This window comes from Mesorhizobium sp. NFR06 (assembly GCF_900115245.1).
Taxonomy (GTDB): domain Bacteria; phylum Pseudomonadota; class Alphaproteobacteria; order Rhizobiales; family Rhizobiaceae; genus Mesorhizobium.
Genome location: NZ_FOVT01000013.1, coordinates 156,605 through 176,972 on the forward strand (window position 1 = coordinate 156,605; position 20,368 = coordinate 176,972).

At 64.0% G+C, this 20,368-nt stretch carries 17 protein-coding genes and 1 riboswitch; of the genes, 7 read left to right on the forward strand and 10 right to left on the reverse strand.

The window, feature by feature from the left end; all coding sequences use genetic code 11:
- Positions 1-21: 21 nt before the first annotated feature.
- The 6 genes from F3H96_RS21995 to mtnK form a co-directional block, all read right to left on the reverse strand.
- Positions 22-747: an MgtC/SapB family protein gene (locus F3H96_RS21995; protein ID WP_149803810.1), complete on the reverse strand. Its 726-nt coding sequence runs from the start codon at positions 745-747 to the stop codon at positions 22-24.
- Between the two features lie 114 nt (positions 748-861).
- Positions 862-1,020 carry a peptide ABC transporter permease gene (locus F3H96_RS22000; protein WP_149803811.1) on the reverse strand — a complete coding sequence of 53 codons (159 nt, stop codon included), beginning with the start codon at positions 1,018-1,020 and terminating at the stop codon, positions 862-864.
- Between the two features lie 132 nt (positions 1,021-1,152).
- A complete protein-coding gene (gene fba, locus F3H96_RS22005; RefSeq protein WP_041005077.1) occupies positions 1,153-2,217 on the reverse strand; it encodes a class II fructose-bisphosphate aldolase in 1,065 nt (354 codons plus the stop codon).
- A 160-nt stretch (positions 2,218-2,377) separates the two neighbouring features.
- Positions 2,378-2,845 carry a 6,7-dimethyl-8-ribityllumazine synthase gene (locus F3H96_RS22010; protein WP_149803812.1) on the reverse strand — a complete coding sequence of 156 codons (468 nt, stop codon included), beginning with the start codon at positions 2,843-2,845 and terminating at the stop codon, positions 2,378-2,380.
- A gap of 76 nt (positions 2,846-2,921) precedes the next feature.
- A riboswitch (FMN riboswitch) is annotated at positions 2,922-3,068 on the reverse strand.
- Between the two features lie 233 nt (positions 3,069-3,301).
- Positions 3,302-4,396: an S-methyl-5-thioribose-1-phosphate isomerase gene (gene mtnA / locus F3H96_RS22015; protein WP_149803813.1), complete on the reverse strand. Its 1,095-nt coding sequence runs from the start codon at positions 4,394-4,396 to the stop codon at positions 3,302-3,304.
- Entirely contained in the window at positions 4,393-5,661 is a 1,269-nt protein-coding gene (mtnK, locus tag F3H96_RS22020) for an S-methyl-5-thioribose kinase (RefSeq protein ID WP_149803814.1), read from the reverse strand. The genes mtnA and mtnK overlap by 4 nt, the downstream gene beginning before the upstream one ends.
- 137 nt (positions 5,662-5,798) lie before the next feature.
- Here mtnK and F3H96_RS22025 point away from each other — a divergent pair, with 137 nt between their 5' ends.
- The 3 genes from F3H96_RS22025 (at position 5,799) to F3H96_RS22035 (ending at position 9,479) form a co-directional block, all read left to right on the forward strand.
- Entirely contained in the window at positions 5,799-7,310 is a 1,512-nt protein-coding gene (locus tag F3H96_RS22025) for a sugar ABC transporter ATP-binding protein (RefSeq protein WP_149803815.1), read from the forward strand.
- Positions 7,311-7,387: 77 nt separating this feature from the next.
- Complete coding sequence (locus F3H96_RS22030) at positions 7,388-8,383, forward strand: ABC transporter permease (RefSeq protein WP_149803838.1); 996 nt, start codon at positions 7,388-7,390, stop codon at positions 8,381-8,383.
- A 43-nt stretch (positions 8,384-8,426) separates the two neighbouring features.
- On the forward strand, positions 8,427-9,479 hold the full coding sequence (locus F3H96_RS22035) for a substrate-binding domain-containing protein (RefSeq protein WP_149803816.1): 1,053 nt from the start codon (positions 8,427-8,429) through the stop codon (positions 9,477-9,479).
- A gap of 77 nt (positions 9,480-9,556) precedes the next feature.
- Here the strand turns inward: F3H96_RS22035 and F3H96_RS22040 are convergent, their stop codons facing one another.
- Positions 9,557-9,769, reverse strand: a complete 213-nt coding sequence (locus tag F3H96_RS22040) for a DUF1127 domain-containing protein (protein WP_188131496.1) — start codon at positions 9,767-9,769, stop codon at positions 9,557-9,559.
- 151 nt (positions 9,770-9,920) lie between these two features.
- Here F3H96_RS22040 and F3H96_RS22045 point away from each other — a divergent pair, with 151 nt between their 5' ends.
- Positions 9,921-11,426, forward strand: a complete 1,506-nt coding sequence (locus tag F3H96_RS22045; protein ID WP_149803818.1) for a winged helix-turn-helix domain-containing tetratricopeptide repeat protein — start codon at positions 9,921-9,923, stop codon at positions 11,424-11,426.
- 309 nt (positions 11,427-11,735) lie between these two features.
- Here the strand turns inward: F3H96_RS22045 and F3H96_RS22050 are convergent, their stop codons facing one another.
- The 3 genes from F3H96_RS22050 to F3H96_RS22060 all read right to left on the reverse strand — a co-directional run bounded on the left by F3H96_RS22050 (position 11,736) and on the right by F3H96_RS22060 (position 16,131).
- Positions 11,736-12,800: a D-alanine--D-alanine ligase family protein gene (locus F3H96_RS22050; RefSeq protein WP_149803819.1), complete on the reverse strand. Its 1,065-nt coding sequence runs from the start codon at positions 12,798-12,800 to the stop codon at positions 11,736-11,738.
- 223 nt (positions 12,801-13,023) lie between these two features.
- Positions 13,024-15,078: a bifunctional aldolase/short-chain dehydrogenase gene (locus tag F3H96_RS22055; protein WP_149803820.1), complete on the reverse strand. Its 2,055-nt coding sequence runs from the start codon at positions 15,076-15,078 to the stop codon at positions 13,024-13,026.
- A gap of 87 nt (positions 15,079-15,165) precedes the next feature.
- Positions 15,166-16,131: a sugar-binding transcriptional regulator gene (locus F3H96_RS22060; protein WP_149803821.1), complete on the reverse strand. Its 966-nt coding sequence runs from the start codon at positions 16,129-16,131 to the stop codon at positions 15,166-15,168.
- Between the two features lie 201 nt (positions 16,132-16,332).
- On the opposite strand from F3H96_RS22060, the gene F3H96_RS22065 reads away from it, so the two are divergent.
- From F3H96_RS22065 to F3H96_RS22075, 3 genes are all read left to right on the forward strand, one after another.
- Complete coding sequence (locus F3H96_RS22065; RefSeq protein WP_149803822.1) at positions 16,333-17,973, forward strand: acyl-CoA synthetase; 1,641 nt, start codon at positions 16,333-16,335, stop codon at positions 17,971-17,973.
- Between the two features lie 442 nt (positions 17,974-18,415).
- Entirely contained in the window at positions 18,416-19,021 is a 606-nt protein-coding gene (locus tag F3H96_RS22070) for a TetR family transcriptional regulator (RefSeq protein WP_149803823.1), read from the forward strand.
- A 58-nt stretch (positions 19,022-19,079) separates the two neighbouring features.
- Positions 19,080-20,228 carry an efflux RND transporter periplasmic adaptor subunit gene (locus F3H96_RS22075; protein WP_149803824.1) on the forward strand — a complete coding sequence of 383 codons (1,149 nt, stop codon included), beginning with the start codon at positions 19,080-19,082 and terminating at the stop codon, positions 20,226-20,228.
- Positions 20,229-20,368: the final 140 nt, after the last annotated feature.

Here is a 20,368-nt window from a genome sequence, read left to right on the forward strand (position 1 = left end):
AACCATCCTCCGTCACGACACTCAGAACGGCTTCTCGCCGATCACTTCGAAGCGCTCGACCGGGCAGTGCTCGGTTATCACCGCCAGCACGTCCGTCGAAGGTTCGACTTCGTCCGGCTGCTTCCATTGCACGTTGAAGGAAAAAACAAAGCGGTTGCCGTCGGGATGGTGTTCCACGCCGACGAAGCGTGCATCGTAGCCGAGCGGCCGTACAATGCTCCCGATGTCGGGCGGCGAACTCTTCGGCCATGACACCGAAAGGATCGCCCTGTGGTCGCGCGCGATCTTGAGATCGACCCATTTCAGGGCCTGCAGCGTTACCAGCGTCAGTATCGTTGCGATGACGCCGAGGCCGAACTGGCCGCCGCCGAAGGCCAGCCCGATCATTGTCATGATCCACATGGTGGCGGCGGTGGTGACGCCGGTGACGAGATCGCCGCGCCGCAGGATGGCGCCGCCGCCGATGAAGCCGACACCGGTGAGCACGCCGAGCGCGAAGCGCATCACGTCCATGCGCACGAAGGAGTCCGGCGCTTTGCCGGAGGCGTCAAGCAGCATGTTGGCCTGAACCATGGCGACACAGGCCGCCAGGCCGACGAGGATGGTCGTCCGCAACCCGGCGGAATGGCCGCGCGCCTCGCGGTTCAAGCCGATAAGGAAACCTGCGACCAGCGTTAGCAGCAGCCGCCCGACGAGATCCGGCCAGGTCGGATGAAGCGGCATGTCGCAGCAAAGCGGCTCGAACATCGATCGTCGGGGCTGTGTAAGTTCACCGCGCCTCAAATTTCGTCCGAGACTTCAACTAGGCAGAGCCGAGGAAGGTTCCTTGGCCGACGCTGGCGTTTCCGCTCTGGACCGTCCTCAGCGGGCGGCGAGACTGATCACCAGCGCCAGCACCGCGATGCCCACCAGCCCTGCGATGAAGATGATGCGTTGCGTACGCGTGCGCAGGATGATCTCGCCCTGCCTGGCATCCTGACCGGAAAAAACCGGCCCTTCGCCGTCGCGATCCTTGCTCATGGCGTGCTCCTTCCCTTTGAACGGGTGCGGAAGGCTCTGAGCAGGAACCAGTTTGTCGGCTTGAAGTTCCGCCATGTTGCGGCATGACGCGTGCCCGCGACCGGGACTGAACCGGTCGCGGGATATGATCGATCAGCCGAATTTCGGGTCGAGACTGCCCGACTTGTAGCGCTTGGCCATGTCTGCCAGCGGGATCGGCTTGATCTTCGGCGCGTTGCCGGCGGTGCCGAACTGCTCGAAGCGCTCCTTGCAGAGCTTCTTCATCGCTGCCATGGCCGGCGTCAGATATTTGCGCGGATCGAATTCCGACGGATTCTCGGTCAGCACCTTGCGGATCGCGCCGGTCAGCGCCATGCGGTTGTCGGTGTCGATGTTGATCTTGCGCACGCCATGCTTGATGCCGCGCTGGATTTCCTCCACCGGCACACCCCAGGTCGGCTTCATCTGGCCGCCATATTTGTTGATGATCTCCTGCAACTCCTCCGGCACCGAGGAAGAGCCGTGCATGACGAGATGCATGTTGGGCAGGCGGCGGTGGATCTCCTCGATGACGTTCATCGCCAGCACCGCGCCGTCCGGCTTGCGCGAGAATTTGTAGGCGCCGTGGCTGGTGCCCATGGCAACGGCAAGCGCATCGACATGGGTGTCGCGCACGAACTGCTCGGCCTGCACCGGATCGGTCAGCAACTGGTCGTGGCTGATCGCGCCTTCCACGCCATGGCCGTCCTCCTGCTCGCCGCCGCCGCTCTCCAGCGAGCCGAGTACGCCGATCTCGCCTTCGACCGACACGCCGCCCCAATGCGCCATGTCGACGACGCGGCGGGTGATGCCGGAATTATAGGCATAGTCGGCCGGCGACTTGCCGTCTTCCTTGAGCGAGCCGTCCATCATCACCGAGGTGAAGCCGTACTGGATCGCGGTGACACAGGTCGCTTCGTTGTTGCCGTGGTCTAGATGCATGCAGACCGGGATGTCGGGATGGATCTCGACCAGCGCGTCGATCAGCTTGGCCAGCACCACGTCATTGGCATAGGCGCGCGCGCCGCGGCTGGCCTGCAGGATAACCGGCGACTTGGTCTCCTCGGCCGCCTCCATGATGGCGAGGCCTTGTTCCATGTTGTTCATGTTGAAGGCAGGCACGCCATAGCCATGTTCGGCGGCATGGTCGAGCAATTGTCTCAGTGTGATGCGAGCCAACGAATAGTCTCCCGTATCTGGTTCGAGCCCGTTTTGAAAAGGCAGCCCGGGCGTCGGGCGGCCCCGTTGCTTCTGGCCGGAATCCGGACCTGCTGCAACCTTTTGAAGCCTTTTCGGCCGCAATTCTTGTTGCAGGGCTGAAATCCGGCCCAAGTAGAGCCTAAGCAGCGAGTCTTGCGCGTGCGGCGAGGATTTCGACGCAGGCTTTCGCCGCTTCCTTGCCCTTCACTTTGAAATGTGCGTGGAAGAAGCGCTGGTGCTCGGCGCTCTCATGGTAGTTGTGCGGCGTCAGCACGGCCGACAGCACCGGCACGCCGGTCGCAAGCTGCACGCTCATCATGCCGTCGATGACGGCACTCGCCACGAAGTCATGCCGGTAGATGCCGCCATTGACGACGAAGGCGGTGCCGAGGATCGCGGCATAGCGTCCGGTTTCGGCGAGCGTCTTGGCGTGCAGCGGGATTTCATAGGCGCCCGGCACGTCGAAGACATCGACGGCGAAGCCGCCGAGCGCGGCAAGCTCGGCCTCGAAGGCGGTCACGCACTGATCGACGATATCGACATGCCAACGCGCCCGGATGACGGCGACACGAAGGGTAGTGTGGTCTTTGGGGAAATGCTGATTCATGGGTCCTTCCTTCCGTTTCGAACCAGAATCAGGACGCACGACGCAAAACGCGGCCCGCGAGCGGACCGTCTTTTGCATTCGTTCTCTTTCATCCGGACTGTAACCGTCGGCCCCGGAATCACACCGGATCTGCTGACCTCTCCGTTTAAGCGGAAAGCGCTCGCGGGCTTGGGTCGAAACCCTTACCGCCGGTGGGGACTTTCACCCCGCCCTGAGAACATTGACGTGGGTTTATGGAAGGGCGGGAAGGGGCTGTCAATTGGCGATTACATTTCGGTCGTCATCCTAGGGCGGAGCAAGGAGCGAAGCGACGCGCGCAGATCCTAGGATCCATGCCGTGACGCTAAGGTATTGCAACGGTTAAGAATTCTGCTCCGGCGACCGTCACGGCATGATCCTCGGGTCAAGCCGGTCAAGCCCGAGGATGACGAAGAGCCCAGGGGGGAGATCAGCTAGTCATCCCCGCTCCGGAAACATCGCCTTCAGCCCCTCACGCGAGGCCTTCGCCACGCCGCGCTCGGTGATCAGCCCGGTCACCAATCTTGCCGGGGTCACATCAAACGCCGGGTTGGCCGCCGGCGTCGCGTCCGGCGAGACGCGCACCTGGGCGATCTTGCCGTCGGCCGTCTTGCCCCAGACCAGCGAAACCTCGTCGCCCGAGCGCTCCTCGATCGGGATTTCGGCAAGCCCGTCGGCAACCGTCCAGTCGATGGTGGGCGAGGGTAGCGCGACATAGAAGGGCACGTGGTTGTCGGCGGCGGCTAAAGCCTTGAGGTAGGTGCCGATCTTGTTGCAGACATCGCCATTGGCGGTGGTGCGGTCGGTGCCGACGATCACCATGTCGATGTCGCCATGCTGCATCAGGTGGCCGCCGGCATTGTCGACGATCAGCGTATGCGGCACGCCGTGGCCGGCCATCTCCCAGGCGGTCAGCTGGGCGCCCTGGTTGCGCGGCCTCGTCTCGTCGACATAGACATGCACCGGAATGCCGGCCTCCGTCGCCAGATAGATCGGCGCCGTGGCGGTGCCGTAATCGACCGTCGCCAGCCAGCCGGCATTGCAGTGGGTGAGGATGTTGACGCTTTCCCCCGGCTGCTTGCGCGAGGCGATCTGCCTTATGATCGCAAGGCCGTTCTCGCCGATGGCGCGGTTCAGCCCGACATCCTCGTCGGCGATCTCGGCGGCGCGCCTGTAGGCGGCCTCGGCGCGCTCACCCGGCGCGAGCGGCTTCAGGAAGCGGCGCATCTCGTCCAGCGCCCAGCGCAGATTGATCGCCGTCGGCCGCGTCCTGTGCAGCGTTTCCCATGCCGCGTCGAGCGCTTCGTCCGACGCATCGTCCGTCATCTGGATGGCGACGCCATAGGCGGCGGTGACGCCGATCAGCGGCGCGCCGCGCACCCACATGTCGCGGATCGCGGTGGCGATGCCGGCAACCGTTCCGATCTTTTCGATGCGGAACTCGTGCGGCAGCCAGCGCTGGTCGATGATCTCGACCGAACGCTTGTCGTCGCTCAGCCAGATGGTGCGGTAGTGGCGTTCGCCGACGTTCAAATTCTCTTCTCCTGTTCGATCAGCGCGGCCAGAGTGTTGACCTCGTCGATGCTGTGGATCTGGCGCCGGTTGACGGCGATGTGGCGGCCGAAGCGCAAAGCCTTGGCCTCACATGTGGCGCGCAGGTCGGCATCGGCAATGGTCTCGAAATCGGCATTGTGGGCAAGGCCGAGGATGCGCCGGTGCACCTCGATGCCGGCGAAACCGAGCAGGTCGGTCCAGATGGCATGCAGCATGTGGTCGAGCGCCTGCTCCGAACCGAGCTGATCGCCCTGATCCTCGAACAGGCTCTTCTGGTAGAGCATGCCGGTCCGCTCGGTCCGCCACAGATGCGAGAATTCTGCGCGGAACACCGCCCAGGTCTCGGCCGTGACATTGAGCAGATAGGCGCGCATCGAGGCCCGGCTGCCTTTCTCCTCATGGCCGCGCTGCGCGAAGAACGCCATCCAGAAATTGGCGAGCAGCATGCCGACATCGAAGGCGATCGGACCGTAGAAGGCGAACTCCGGATCGATCATCCGGGTCTCGGTGTCGGTCACCATGATCGAGCCGGAATGCAGGTCGCCATGCAGCAACGTCTCGGCATTGGCGGCAAACAGATGTTTTAGCCGTTGCGCCTCGACCTTGAGGTCGCGGTCGGCGCGTAGCTCCGCCACCAGGCCATCGAGCTGCGGGCTGGTATGCCGGTTCATTCTTGCGTCGAAATAGGGATCGGAGAACACCAAATTCTCGGTGATGTCGCAGAGCTCGACATTATCGGCGAACAGCGCGAGGTCGGCCTTGCGCTCCCTGGCCATCATCGAGAGATCCGAGCCGCGAAACAGCGTGCGGGCCATGAACAGGCCGATGTCGCGCGCGATGTTAGGCAATTCGCGGCCATCGATCAGCGCGCGCCGCAGAATGATATGCGGCGGCGCCAGATATTCCATCACGATCAGCGCCTGGGTCTCGTCGAAATGATAGATCGCCGGCACCGAGCCCGGCGCCCGGCGCTCCTGCCTGGTCAGCGCATGATACTCGAAGAACGAGCGCTTGAGCGGCAGCGGCCAGGTGTCGCCGACCAGCCGCACATAGGGCAACGCCTGCTTCACCACCGCAGCGCCCTGGTCGCCCTCGACGATGAACACGAGGTTCAGATTGCCGTCGCCGACCTCGCGTACCTTCCAGCGGCCGGCGTCCTTGCCGATGCGCCCGGTCAGCGCCGTGGTCTCGCCAAGGCGCGCCGGCAGCGTCTCCACCGACAATGCTTCGAACTTCCCGGTCATTCTCTCCCCTCCTGCGCGTGGTTTCCGACGATAGCGGAGCCACGGCGGCGGGGCCAAGCTAGGAAGCGATCTGGCAAATGTCAATCGTGTTGACAATTGCCGAATGAGCCCATAGCGTCACGGCCAGGGAGGAACGAATGGGCGCAGATGCCGTGTTCCGTGTGGAAGGCCTGAGGAAATCCTTTGGCCGCAACGAGGTGCTTGGCGGCATCTCGCTCGACCTCTTTGCCGGCGAGGTGACCGTGCTGATGGGCGCCAACGGCGCCGGCAAATCCACCCTGGTCAAGATCGTCAGCGGCGTCTATTCGCACGACGGCGGCACGATGCAGCTCGCCGGCGCGACCTTCGATCCGCAGACTCCCGCCGAAGCCATCCGCGCCGGCGTCGTGACGGTACATCAAAACATCAATGACGGCGTGGTGGCCGAACTGGATGTGGCCACCAACCTGACGCTCGACCGGTTGAGCGGCAAGGGCGCATCGTTGCTGTTCAAGCCTGCCAATGTCCGCGCCGAAGCCAGGGCCGTCGCCGACCGCATGGGCCTGGCCATAGACCTCAGGGCGCGCGTCGCCGACCTTTCGCTTGCCGACCGCCAGATGGTGGCGATCGCGCGCGCCATGGCGCACCGGCCGAAGGTTTTGATCCTCGACGAGCCGACCTCTTCGTTGTCAAGCGCCGAGGCCGAACGATTGTTTTCCCTGATCGACCGGCTGCGCGGGCAGGGCGTCGCCATCCTCTACATCTCGCACCGCATGTCCGATATCAGGCGGCTTGCCGACCGCATCGTCTCGATGCGCGACGGCGCCGTTTCCGGCGTGTTCGGCCGCAAGCCGCTCGACTATGAAGGCGCCGTCAACGCCATGCTTGGCCGCAAGATCCATCTCGACAGGGTTGTCGCCAGGAGCTCGGCGCGAGCAGTCTTCACCGCACAAGGCCTGCGGCTAGCGCAAGGCGCGAAACCAATCTCGATGACGCTCGGCACCGGCGAGGTGGTGGCGATCACCGGCCTGGTCGGCGTCGGCAAGACGGCTTTGGCGGAAACGCTGTTCGGCGTGCGCCGGCCGCTCGCCGGCACCATGCAGATGGACGGCAAGCCCTTTGCGCCAAAGTCGGCGCGCCAGGCCATTGCCGCCGGCGTCTTCCTCGTCGCCAAGGACCGCGCGACAAGCGGCATCGTCGGCGGCTTCAACATCGAGCGCAACATCAGCCTGCCGTTCCTCAAGCGCATGTCGGGTCTCGGCGTCATGAAAAAGCGGGCGGAACGAGCAATTGCCCGCCGTCAGATCGACGAGCTCGGCATCGTCTGCCGCTCCGAGAAGGACGACCTGTCGGCGCTTTCCGGCGGCAACCAGCAAAAGGTGATGGTGGCGCGCTGGATGTCGCAGGCCGCGCGGCTGTTCATTCTCGACGAGCCGTTCCAGGGCGTCGACATTTCGGCGCGGCGCGACATCGCCGCCAAGTTGAGGGCCAGCGCCGATGGCCGCGCGACGCTGATCTTCGTCACCGAGCTCGACGAGGCGCTGGAGACCGCCGACCGCATCCTGGTGATGTCGGAACACACGATCGTCGGCGAGCACCGGAACGATGACATCGATCTCGACCGGCTGTTGGCGCAAGTGGCCGGCGGGCCGCTCACCAGCGCGGCGTGAGATCGCAGGATGACGAGACTCGGAGTGCAGGCATGAGTTCCAGTTTGGCGGGCAAGGCAACGGCGCGGGAGCGTTCGATGACATTGCGCGATTACGCCATCCGCTACGGCTTCATCGTCCTGCTGGTCGGACTGATCGCCTATTTCGCTGTTGCCGCCGACGGTTTCGCGTCGCCACAGAGCGCGGTCTTCATCTTCCAGTCGGTGGCCATCACCGGCGTGCTGGCATTGGGCGTCACCGCCACGCTGGTCGTCGGCGGCTTCGACCTGTCGATCGGCTCGGTCGCCACCAGCGCCATGATGGCCGCCTCCTATGCCATGGTGGTGCTGGAGCAGAATGCGATCGTCGCCGTCGTCGCCTGCCTGGTCATCGGCGTGATCGTCGGCCTGATCAACGGCTGGCTGATCGTCTATATGCGCGTCCCCGATCTTCTGGCGACGCTCGGCATGATGTTCCTGCTGCTCGGCCTGCAGCGCATCCCGACCGAAGGCCGTTCGATCGCCACCGGCATGACCATGCCCGACGGCTCGGTCGCCAACGGCAAGTTCTCCGAGGCCTTCCTGGCGCTCGGCCGTCACCGCATCGACTTCTTCATCCCGAACCTGATCCCGGTCTCGGTCGTGGTGCTGGTCGTGCTCGCGCTGTTGATCTGGTTCTTCCTCGAATACACCCGCTTCGGCCGCATGATGTATGCCGTCGGCAGTAACGAACGCGCTGCCGAACTCGCCGGCGCGCCTGTCAAGGCATATAAAATCTGGGCCTATGTCATTTCGGGAGTTTTTGCCTCGATCGGCGGGATTCTGCTCGCCGCCCGGCTTGGACGCGGCGACATCGCCTCGGGTAATAATCTCTTGCTCGACGCTGTCGCCGCGGCGCTCATCGGCTACGCGGTGCTCGGCGCCGCCAAACCGAACGCCTTCGGCACGGCTGTCGGCGCGGTGTTCGTCGGCGTCCTGCTGCAAGGCCTTACGATGATGAACGCACCTTACTACACGCAGGATTTCGTCAAGGGCGCGGTGCTCGTCGTCGCCCTTGTCTTCACCTTCGCCCTTTCCGGCAGGGGCAAGAGATAGTTTCGACCGGGGCATTGATGAGAACACAACGGAGGAAAACGACGTGAGCATCACAAGAAGACTTTTGGGCAAGGCGGCACTCGGCCTCGCCGGCGCGGCGCTGCTGGCGCAGGGAACGGCATTGGCGGCGGACCGCCCGGCGCCGTTCGACAAGCCGGGCGTCAAGATCGCGCTGGTGCGCTATCTGTCGACCGGTGACTTCTTCCAGGCCTATCTCTCCGGCGTCGAGGCGCAGGCCAAAGCGCTTGGCGTCGACCTGCGCGTGCTCGACAGCCGCCAGGACGCGGCGCTTCAGGCCGACATGGTCGACCAGGCGATCGCGCTCGGCGTGCAAGGCATCATCATCCAGCACGGCCTGACGGAATCGATGAAGGACGCCGCCCAGCGCGCGGTCGACGCCGGCATCAAGGTCGTCGCCTTCGACGTCAATGTGGAGAACCCGAAGATCCCGCAGATCGAGCAGTCCGATCGCGACCTGGCCAAGCTCGCGCTCGAGCAGGCGGTCAAGGACAATGGCGACAGCTGGAAGGCCGGCTATGTCTATGTCGCCGGCATCGCCCCACTCGACCGCCGCAACGAGACCTGGGTGGACGTGAAGAAGAAATATTCGGGCATCAGCGAGGTCGCCATGTTCGGCACGCTCGACAACCCGATCGCCAACTCCGTCGCCAACCAGGCGCGCTCGGTGCTGCAGGCGCATCCCGACATCAAGGTGATGTTCGCGCCCTATGACGAGTTCGCCAAGGGCGTGAAGATCGCCGTCGACGAAGCCGGCCTGAACAAGGGCATCAAGATCTATTCGGCCGACATCTCGACCTCCGACATCGCGGCGATGCGCGAGCCGGACAGCGCCTGGGCCGCGACTGCCGCCACCAACCCGGCCGTCGTCGGCCAGGTCTCGGTGCGCGCGCTGGCGCAACTGCTTGCCGGCGAGGATCCCGGCCACAACGTCATCGTGCCGCCGACGCTGATCACCCAGAAGGAACTCGTCGACAAGGACATCAAGAACATGGAAGACCTGTCGGCCAAGCTGCCGCAGTTCGCCCATGCCGATGTGGCGATGCCCGCCTGGATGCCGAACCCGAACGCCAAGTAAGGTTTCGGCCAATTGTAAAAAAGAAAGAGCGGCTCCTCGGCCGCTCTTTTCGTATTGGCCTCTTTCAAGCGCTGCGCTTAGCGCTGCCAGAAAGGCAGCTTGGCGATCTCTTCCTCGACCTGCCGGTTGGTCAGGCCGATATCGTCGATCAGGTGCGGATTGTCCCTGGCCATCCGGTTGAGAGCGAGGCGAAAGCGGGCGCGCTCGCGCTCAGCCGCGATCCTGCTTCGCAAGGCGGCCAGGCTGAAACGGCGCGTCGCCGGTCGCGCGCCCAGACGCGAGGCGGGCATAAGAATATCGTTCATGGCAACCTCCATGCAGGATGAGGGCTCCAAGGCCCGTTGACTGGAATGAGGCTGAATTCTGCAGGATGCCGCCAGCGGCGTAATTAAGCCCTTCCAAATAGTTCTCAAAACTTCCAAATCGGCTATAGATCGCCGCATGCAGGGATCGCGCTTTGCCTTCGGACCGTTCGTGCTTGATCCGGGCGCGGGAACGCTGCTTCGGGGCGATGTTCCCGTTGCCGCCGGCCATCGCGGATTGAAGCTGCTCGAGGCCCTCGTCGCGCGTCCGGGCGAAATCCTGGCCAAGGCCGAGTTGATGGATGCGGCTTGGCCGGGCACGGCCGTCGAAGAAGGCAATCTCACCGTCCAGATCGCCCAGCTGAGGAAGCTGCTTGGTCCAGCGGCCGACGGCGGCGAGTGGATCGCCACGGTCCCGCGCGTCGGCTACCGTTTCACCGGCTCCGTCGAACGGTCCGACACCAAGCGAAAACCCTTGCCGCTGCCCGACAAACCGTCGATCGCCGTCTTGCCTTTCGTCAATCTGAGCAACGATCCCGAGCAGGAATCGTTCGCCGACGGCCTGACCGAAGACCTGATTACCGATCTGTCGCGGATTCCGGGCCTGTTCGTCATCGCGCGCAATTCGGTCTTTGCCTACAAGGGCAAGGCCATGGACGTGCGCGCGATCGCGGGCGAGCTCGGCGTGCGCTATCTGCTGGAGGGCAGCGCCAGGCGTGCCTCAGGGCGCGTGCGCATCAACGCCCAGCTGATCGATGCGCTGAGCGGCGAGCATCTTTGGGCGGAGCGTTTCGATCGCGGCCTGGAAGACATTTTCGCTGTTCAGGACGAGGCGACGGCCAAGATCGTGGAGGCGTTGCTCGGGCGGTTGCGCGCGCCGCCGGCGCGCAATCGGCCGAAGAACCTCGAGGCCTACGATCTCGTCGTGCGGGCACGAAAAGTGTTCGACGAGTCCCCGCAGATGGCGCGCGAAGCGCATCTGATGCTCACGCGCGCGATCTCGCTCGATCCGGACTACGCCGAGGCCTATCGCTGGCTCGCCATGAACCACTGGATGGGCTGGGTGCATTGGGGCGAGCCGTTCGAGCCTGCCCGCAGCACGTCCTTGGAACTGGCGCGCAAGGCCGTGGCGATCGACCCCAACGACGCCGGCTGCCGCTGGGTTCTGGCTAATTTGCTTGCCTATGAACGCGATTTCGAGCAGTCGGATGCGGAATTCGCCAGGGCGATCGAGCTTGATCCGAACGAGGCCGATATCTGGGCGACCTTGTCCGACATCGAGGTGCTGGCCGGGCGGGTCGAAGTCGGCCTGGAACATATTCGCAAGGCGTTCCGGCTGAACCCGTTTCCGCCGAGTTGGTATCACCTGACGCTCGGCCAGGCGCAATATGCTGCCGGCGACTACGAAACCGCCGTCGAAACGCTGCGCCGCGACGAAACCTATCGCACCAGCTCGCGCCGCTTCCTGGCGGCGAGCCTGGCGCAGTTGGGCCGGCTCGACGAGGCGCGAACGGAGGTCGAATTGTTCCTCGTCGGCAATCCGCATTTTTCCACCCGCCGCTGGGTCGAGACGGAACCGTTCCGCGACACGGCGACGCTGGAGCATTTCGTCGACGGCTTCCGCAAGGCGGGCCTACCGGAGTGAGGTGGCCACGGCGACGGGCTAGTTACCCAGCACAGGGATTTTGACCGGTCGGCTCTGTTTGCGTTGGCAGGTGGCATGCCTTGGAGATTGGCCGAAACGCCCATCGCGATCGTCATTCTAGGGCGGAGCAGGAGCGAACTCCGTCGCGAAGACCATAGAATGACGAGGTCGGGGCGGCTTCAACCAATCCTGGCGTTTGCGCTGATTTCACGGAAATGAGCGGAAAATCTTGTACCGAGACAAAAGGCGACCTTTCAAAATGCCTGTGTCGGGGAACTTGTCGCCCCGCGTCCAATTCCTCAGACCCTTTCACCGGCCGGCGCGCGCCAGCCCATGGGCGACCAGCCGGTCGATGACCTCCGGATAGCTGACGCCGCTTGCCGCCATCGCCTTGGCGTACATGCTGATATCGGTAAAGCCGGGAATGGTGTTGAGCTCGTTGACCAGGAATTGCATGTCCGGCATCAGGAAAAAGTCGACGCGCGCCATCCCGTCGCAACCGACGGCTCTGAGGGCCTTTGCAGCCATGGCACGCATGGCCTCCTCGATCTGCGGCGGCAGTTCAGCCGGCACGATCAAGACCGCGCCGTTCTCGTCGACATACTTGGCATTGTAGTCGTAGAAGCCGTGACTTTCCGCGGGCACGATCTCGCCCGGCCGTGAGACGAAGAGCTCGCCCGCGGTGTCCTCCAGCACGCTGTATTCGATCTCACGGCCGCGAACGAATTCCTCCGCCAAAAGTTTGCGATCGTGCCGGAAGGCTTCCGCAAGCGCTCGATCGAATTCCTGGCTGGCATTGACCTTCGCGACGCCGACCGAAGAGCCTTGCCGCGCCGGCTTGATGAACAGCGGCAGGCCAAGCTGCTCTTCCAGCGAGGCGAGGGAAGGCGCCGAATCCGCATCGATCGTCACCGAGCGCGCGACGGGCACTCCCGCCGCCTTCAGCAGCCGCTTGGCGATATCCTTGTCGAGGGCCGTGGCAGAACCCAGAATGCCGCAGCCGGCGAGCGGCACGCGCGCCACCTCGGCCACTCCCTGCACCGCGCCGTCCTCACCGTGCAGGCCGTGCAGCACCGGAAACAGGATGTCGAGGGCGGGCAGCGGGTAAGGAGAGTCGCTCGCGGGAATCGCCAGCAGGCGTCCATGGCCACCCGGCAACAGGCAGATTTCAGTGCCGCTGGAGGGCGTGGCGAGAGCGCCGTTCTCGAAACCGCTGAGCAGCCATTGCCCTTGCCGGGTGACGAAGATTGGGACGGCGTCGTATTTCGCCGGATCGAGCGCGGCCATGACATTGGCCGCCGAAAGCAGCGACACCTCGTGCTCTGCGGATCGCCCGCCGAACAGCACTCCGATACGCAGTCTTTTCGCGGGCATCGACAACTCCACCAATGATCGGGGTTGGAGCTCGTACGCGAATCACCAGACATCCCCTTCAACCGTCCGAGTAGTAACCGAAGGATTGGAGCGGACTTTGACAGGTTGAAGCAGTTTTTCAGCAGAAGAATGAAAGGCCTTCCGTTTGGAACCGCGTCAAGACGGGAAGCGGTTCATCCGTTTATGAAACGACAAACCGCTCCAAGGTTGTGTCTTTACTTCATCAGCGCAGGGCCGCCGCGATGTTGCCGCCGTCCACGGTCGTCACGTCGGCGGTGGTGCGCTCGGCCAGAGCCTGGTGCAGGAAGGCCTGCGCCACGTCTTCGGCCGTGACTTCCTGCCCGAGCAGGTTGCCGGACATGTATTCCTTCTCCGACACGCCGCGCGCGCCAGACCGGCTCGCGATCATGGCGTCGGTCAGAAGCCCGGAGCGGATGCGGTCGGCGTTGACCGCGTTGGAGCGGATGCCGTAGGCGCCGTAGTCCAAGGCATATTGCCGTGACAGGAACAGCGTCGCCGCTTTCGGGATGCCATAGGCGCCGAATTTCGGCCCGGGATTGATCGCCTGCTTGGAGGTGTTGAAGAGCAGCACGCCGCCCGTGCCCTGCTCCTGCATGATGCGCACCGCGTTCTGCGCCGCCGACTGGTGGGCGAAGAAGTTGAGCTCGAAGCTCTTGCGCAAGGTGGCGTCGTCGAGCTCGCCGATGCGGCCTTCCCAAGCCGCCCCGGCGTTGGACACCAGGATATCGACGCCGCCAAAGACGGCGACCGCCTTGTCGAAGGCGGCGCGCATCTCGGCCGGATTGGTGATGTCGGCGCCGACGCCGATCGAGCTGTTGCCGGCCGCCTTTGCCGCTTCGGCCGCCTTTGCGGGGTCGAGGTCGACGATGACGGCATGCGCGCCGTTGGCGGCGAAAAGCTTGGCGGTTGCCGCGCCGATGGCGCCGGCGCCGCCGGTGATCAGCACCACCTGGCCGGTGAGCGGCTTCGGCTTGTTCGAAGCGAGCTTGGCCTGCTCAAGCGACCAGTATTCGAGCGGGAAGAGATCGGCCTTGGAGAGCGGATGGAAATTGCCGATCGCCTCCGCGCCGCGCACTGCCTCGATCCACATCTCGCCGACATCGGAAGCGATCCTGGCGTCCTTCAGCGTGCGGCCATGGCCGAACATACCGAGGCCGGGGACCAGCGTCAGGCGCGGCATCGGGTCGAGCATGGTGCGCTTGACGTCGTCCAGCGCGTCGTTGGCCTCGAAATAGGCAGTGTAGTCCTTGACGAAGGCCCTGACGCGGCTGCGGATGACCGCCTTGTAGTCGCCGAGCTTGTCGGCATCGGGCGCCGGCACGGCCATCGGTCCGGTCTTGATGCGGATCGACAGATCCGGCGTCGATACGCCGCGCCCGGCATAGTCTGCGATCTTAGCCGAATTGATGAAATCGACGATTGCATCGGAAGTGCGGAAGTCGCTGATCATCCGGTCGAAGCGGCCTTCGCCGCGCGACACGGCAACAGCGCCGCGCAGCGTCGGCGCGATGTCGCTCGGCTTGGCGAGCCTTGCCGGCAGCGCCGCCTTGGCCGCCGGCGGCTTGCCGTTCTTCGCGACATGGTCCTCGGCCACGTTCACATAGTGGATCATGCGGTCATAGGCCTGCCGGGCGTCGTCGCCGAAGGTGAAGATGCCGTGCTTGTCGAGGATCAGGCCCTCGACGCTCGGATCGGCGTCGAAAACCTCCGCCGCGACCTTGGCGAGGTCGAAGCCCGGCTTGATGTAGGGCACGTAGCCCATTTTGTCGCCGAACACTGTCCTCACCAGTGCCCTGCTGTCTTCCTGGTCGACGATGGCGAGGATGGCGGTCGAATGCGTGTGGTCGACGAATTTGTGCGGCAGGAAGGCGTGCAGCAGCGTCTCGACCGACGGGTTGGGGGAGGCGGGATCGATGAGGTTGGAACGCTGCAGCGCCACCATGTCCTCATCCGACAGCTTTTCCAGCCTGCGCGCCTTGAGCAGCGCGTCCATCTTCACCGCAGGGAGGCCTTGCGGCTCGATGACGGCCATGTCCCAGCCGCTGCCCTTGACGCAGAGCACGTCCCATTCGTCGCCGACGAGGTCGGTGGCCTTGGTCTTGCAGGAGGTGTTGCCGCCGCCGTGCAGCACCAGGCGCGGCTCGCCGCCGAGCAGACGGGTCGTATAGACGCGCAGCGCAAGGTCGCGGCCGACACCCTTCTTGGCATAGTCGGCAACCATCTTTTGCGCGTCGGCGTCGTTCCAAAGGTTCTTCATGTCGTTCCGTCCGATTCCGTCTTTTTGCTGTTCATGAACAGGACGCCGCGACGCCTTGATGACAGTTCGCGGCGAAGGTGGTTTTTCCTACGAGGCCTTTTTGCTTGCCGCTCCGGCCTGCTGTAGCAGGCGCTCGGCCATATGCGCGCCGATCACCAGATGCGTGCAGAGCCCGCCGGCGATGGCTGCCAGCAGCGGCTCGAACTTGGTATCTTCCTGCACCACCATCAGCCGCTTCCCGATGGCGCGCAGCGAAGCGAGCTCGGCGGAGATGACGCGCCGGTTGTAGCTGCAGTCGAGCGCCTCGCCGCTGGCGTCGATGATTTGCCCCGCAATGACCCCCGCGGCGCCTTCCTTGCGCAGCGCTTCCATCTCGGCCGGCGTCAGCGCGCCGCATTTCACCAGATGGCTGTCGGCGTCGACCGCGCCCACCGAATAGAGCGCCAGATCGCAGTCGCTGATGCCGGCGAGTTGGTCGCGGATCACCGGCTCGGCACGCAGGCCCTGCGCCAGCGCCTCGGTCGACAGCACCAGCGGCGCGTAGAAATTGAGGCCCCTGGCGTTCAGCCGCCGCGCGATCTCCATCGTGCACTGGTCCGGCCGATAGGAATAGGGCGCGCCGAGATTGCCGCAGAGCTGCACCACGGTGACGTCCTGCAGGTCGGCATAGGACATGATGTCGGCGATGGTGTAGACGGTGCGGCCCCAGGCGACGCCGATGCGGTCGCCCTTCTTCACCAGCTCCAGGAAGACGCTTGCCGCCAGCACCGCAATGTCGGTCGAGGGATCGGCAACATAGGCATTTTCCGGCGCGATCCAGACGGCGTCGAGCTTGAAGGCGTCCTCGACCTCGCGCGCCATGACGTCGTCGGTGAAAAGCTGCGTCGAGGTCGATATGTTGACGATGCCGGTCTCACGCGCCTTGCGCAAATACATGGCGACCGATGCACGCGAGATCTTGAGCAGGTTCGCCACTTCGTCCTGGCGAAGGCCGTGGGCATAGTACAGCCAGGCGGCCTTATGGATGAGCTGTTCTGCCGGTCTGATCGCCATGCCGCCTCCTCGGCTGACATTAGTCACGGCTCTCGACAAAAGTCAAATCAGGAACGGATGCAAATGCCTCCCGAAGCGGACTCGTTGAGGCGGCCGTTCTACCAAGAGCTGATATCATAGCATTTCCCGATCGTTTAGTGGGATGGCATGATCGCGGAGCTGCGGATAGAAAGCTCGAAAAGAGTTTTGGGGAGAACCGGGATGGCCAGTCCCTACGAACAGGACCTCGACAGGAACGCCGCCAACCATCAGCCGCTGACGCCGCTGACCTATCTCGAGCGCGCGGCCAAGACCTATCCCGACCATGTCGCCATCATCCACGGCAGCCGGCGCATTTCCTATCGCGATTTCTGGCGCCGCTCGCTGAAGCTCGCCTCGGCGCTTGCCAAGCGCGGCATCGGCAAGGGCGATACGGTGACGGTGATGCTGTCGAACACGCCGCCGATGCTGGAAGCCCATTTCGGGGTTCCGATGACCAAGGCGGTGCTGCATTCGCTCAACACCCGCCTCGACGCCGCCGTCATCGCCTTCCAACTCGACCATGCCGACGCCAAGGTGCTGATCGTCGACCGCGAATTCTCGGGCGTGGTCAAGGAGGCGCTGGCGCAGGCCAAGGTGAAGCCATTGGTCATCGACTATGACGACCCCGACTATGCGGCCGACGCTCCCTATCCCAAGGGCAGGAGGATCGGCTCGGCTGATTATGAGGATTTTGTCGCAGGCGGCGACGAGGCTTTCGCCTGGTCGATGCCCGATGACGAATGGGACGCCATCTCGCTCAACTACACCTCCGGCACCACGGGTAATCCGAAGGGCGTCGTCTACCACCATCGCGGTGCGGCGCTGATGGCCTACACCAACACCATCCATGCCGGCATGGCCAAGCACGCGGTCTATCTCTGGACGCTGCCGATGTTCCATTGCAACGGCTGGTGCTTTCCCTGGACGCTCGCCGTGCAGGCCGGCACCCATGTCTGCCTGCGCTGGGTGCGGCCCAAGCCGATCTACGACGCCATCGCCGACCATGGCGTCACCCATCTCTGCGGCGCGCCGATCGTCATGTCGGTGCTGATCAACGCGAAGGAGGAAGACAAGCGCCAGTTCCCGCAGACCGTCACCTTCAACACCGCTGCCGCGCCGCCGCCGGAGGCCGTGCTTTCCGGCATGGCCGACGCCGGCTTTGCCGTTACCCATCTCTACGGCCTGACCGAGACTTATGGGCCGGCAGTCGTCAACGAATGGCACAATGACTGGGACGCCCTGGACAAGGGTCCGAGGACGGCGAAGAAGGCGCGCCAGGGCGTGCGCTATGCCGCGCTCGAAGGGCTTACCGTGATGAACCCGGAAACGATGGTCGAGACGCCGGCTGATGGCGAGACCATCGGCGAAGTCATGTTCCGCGGCAACATCGTCATGAAGGGCTATCTGAAGAACCGCAAGGCAACCGACGAAGCCTTCGCCGGCGGCTGGTTCCACTCCGGCGATCTCGGCGTGATGCACGCGGACGGCTACATCCAGCTCAAGGACCGCTCCAAGGACATCATCATTTCGGGCGGCGAGAACATCTCCTCCATCGAGGTCGAGGACGCGCTTTACAAGCATCCTTCCGTCGCTTCCTGCGGCGTGGTCGCCCGCGCCGACGAGAAATGGGGTGAGGTGCCGGTCGCCTATGTCGAGCTGAAACCCGGCAAAACCGCGACCGAGGCCGAGATCATCGAACATTGCCGCGGCCTGCTGGCCCGCTTCAAGGTACCGAAGGCGGTGGTGTTTGCCGAGATTCCGAAGACCTCGACGGGGAAGATTCAGAAGTTCAGGTTGAGGGAGATGGCGAAGACGGCGTAGTCGCTCCCTTCGAACATGGCCGTGACGTCGACAGTTTGCACCAGCATCCGCGACGTCGTCATCCTAGGGTGGAGCAGTCGCGAAGCGACGTCGCGGAAACCCTAGGATCCATTCCGTGACCATCCGGCCGTGCTCCCGTGGGTCGAGGATAGCCGCCAGCGGCACTACGCAAATTGGCGTAACATCTTGATCCGCCTCATTCTTCGGCGATCGTCACGGAATGGATCCTCGGGTCTGCGCGCGTCGCTTCGCTCCTTGCTTCGCCCGTGGATGACGACGACAAACGCGATGGTCCCAATCGCTAACGTCGCTCATCGCCTCTCGCAACTGTCACCATCTGTCACCAATTATACGTGTACGTCGATTTCGTGTTGACTCCTCGCTCCTTTCGATTTACGACTGACGAAAGTTGAAATTCGTCACTCATCAAAACGAAAGCGCTATGTCAGAAGCCGCCAACATCGTGGCAGACCCCGCCAAGCAGGAGAATGTGACCCGCATTCTCGACTGCGCCGAGCGCCTGTTCCGTCACTACGGCTATGGCAAGACCAATGTTGCCGACATCGCCCGCGAGCTCGGCATGTCGCCGGCCAACATCTACCGCTTCTTTGCTTCCAAGGTTGAGATCCACCAGGCGGTTTGCGGCCGCATGCTCGGCGCCAGCTACAAGATGGCCTACGAGATCATGCACCTCCCGATCAGCGCCGAGGAGCGGCTGCGGCGCTATATCCATGCTCAGTACAAGATGACGCTGGAGACCATGCTCGACGAGCAGAAGGTTCATGAGATAGTCATCATCGCGCTGGAGCGCGATTGGGCCGTCATCGACAAGCATGTCGACAGCATCCACGACTTGTTCGCCGAGGTAATCCGCGAGGGCATCGAGGCTGGCGAGTTCAGGCAGCAGGATCCCGAAATCGCCTCACGCTGCTTCGGCGCCGCCACGGTCATTCTCTGCCATCCGCAAATGGTGGCGCAGTGTCTGGCCAAGACCAACCGGGCAATGCCCGACGAGCTTATCGATTACGCCATCAGAGCCTTGAAATAGCCGCTGCCCGCCGGGCGCGCGGTGTTCACAAATCATCTCCAGTTCGGGAGTGCCTAAGGTGTCTTTGTCCAGTTCCATCCTCCGCAGGTTGCCGGCCGCCGGCCTCATCGTTGCCGCGCTCGGCCTCGCCGGTTGCAGCCAGGAAAAGGCCGAGGTCGTCCAGGAAGTCCTCCGGCCCGTCAAGGTTGTCGAGATCGGCGAGGCGCAGACGTCTCGCCAGCTCGACTATTCCGGTTCGGTGCGTGCCCGCACGGAGATGAACCTTGGCTTCCGCATCGCCGGCAAGGTCACCGAGCGTCTGGTCGACGTCGGCCAGCATGTGAATGCAGGCGACGTGCTCGCCCGCATCGACCCGTCCGACTACGAGCTGTCGGTCAAGAGCGCCCAGGCGAGCCTCGACGCGGCCGAACGCCAGGTCGAAACAGTCGACCTCGCCAGGAAGCGCGCCGAGCAGCTCTATGCCAAGAACTTTGCGCCGAAGTCTCAGCTCGACCAGGCACGGCTGACCTACGACCAGGCGGTGGCGACGCGCGATTCGGCCCGTTCGACCCTCGCCCAGGCGCAGAACCAGGTTCAATACGCTGACCTGAAGGCCAGCAAGAACGGCATCGTCACCGCCATCTCCGCCGATGTCGGTCAGGTGGTCGGCGCCGGCACGCCGGTGATGACCGTCGCGATCGACGGCGAAAAGGAGGTTTTGATCGCGGTGCCGGAGACGGACATCGCCGGTTTCCGACCCGGCAAGGAAGTCAGGGCGAGCTTCTGGTCGAACGAAGGGCTGACGCTTGACGGCAAGGTCCGCGAGGTCGCCGGCAGCGCCGATCCTCAGTCGCGCACCTTCGCGGTCCGGGTTTCGCTGCCCAACGATCCGCGCGTGCTCCTCGGCATGACCGCCAACGTCGAGGCGACCGTGGGCAGCAAGCAGCAACTCGTGTCGATCCCGCTCACCGCGATGACCGAGAAGAACGGCAAGCAGATCGTCTGGACGGTGGACCGTGCGTCCGACACGGTGCATCCGCGCCCGATCAAGGTCGCCAACTTCACCGCCAGCGGCGTCGCCGTCGCCGACGGCCTGAAACAGGGTGATGTCGTGGTCGCGGCCGGCACCCAGTTCATGACCGAGAACCTGAAGGTCAAGTTTTCCGGCGACGCGCAGCAATCCGCCTCGGCGCAGGACGACGTCGCCACGACGAGTAGCCTGCACTAACCAGGCGCAGCAGACGCCTTTCCCGCTCTCGCTGCGTCGAGCCGCGAGCCGGGGAGGGCTTGGGTTCCGGGCGGCAAGCGCCCGATCGTGAGATGCCGGCATGTTGGCTCCCCCGCAGCAGTGCCGCGTCCAGCGCGATT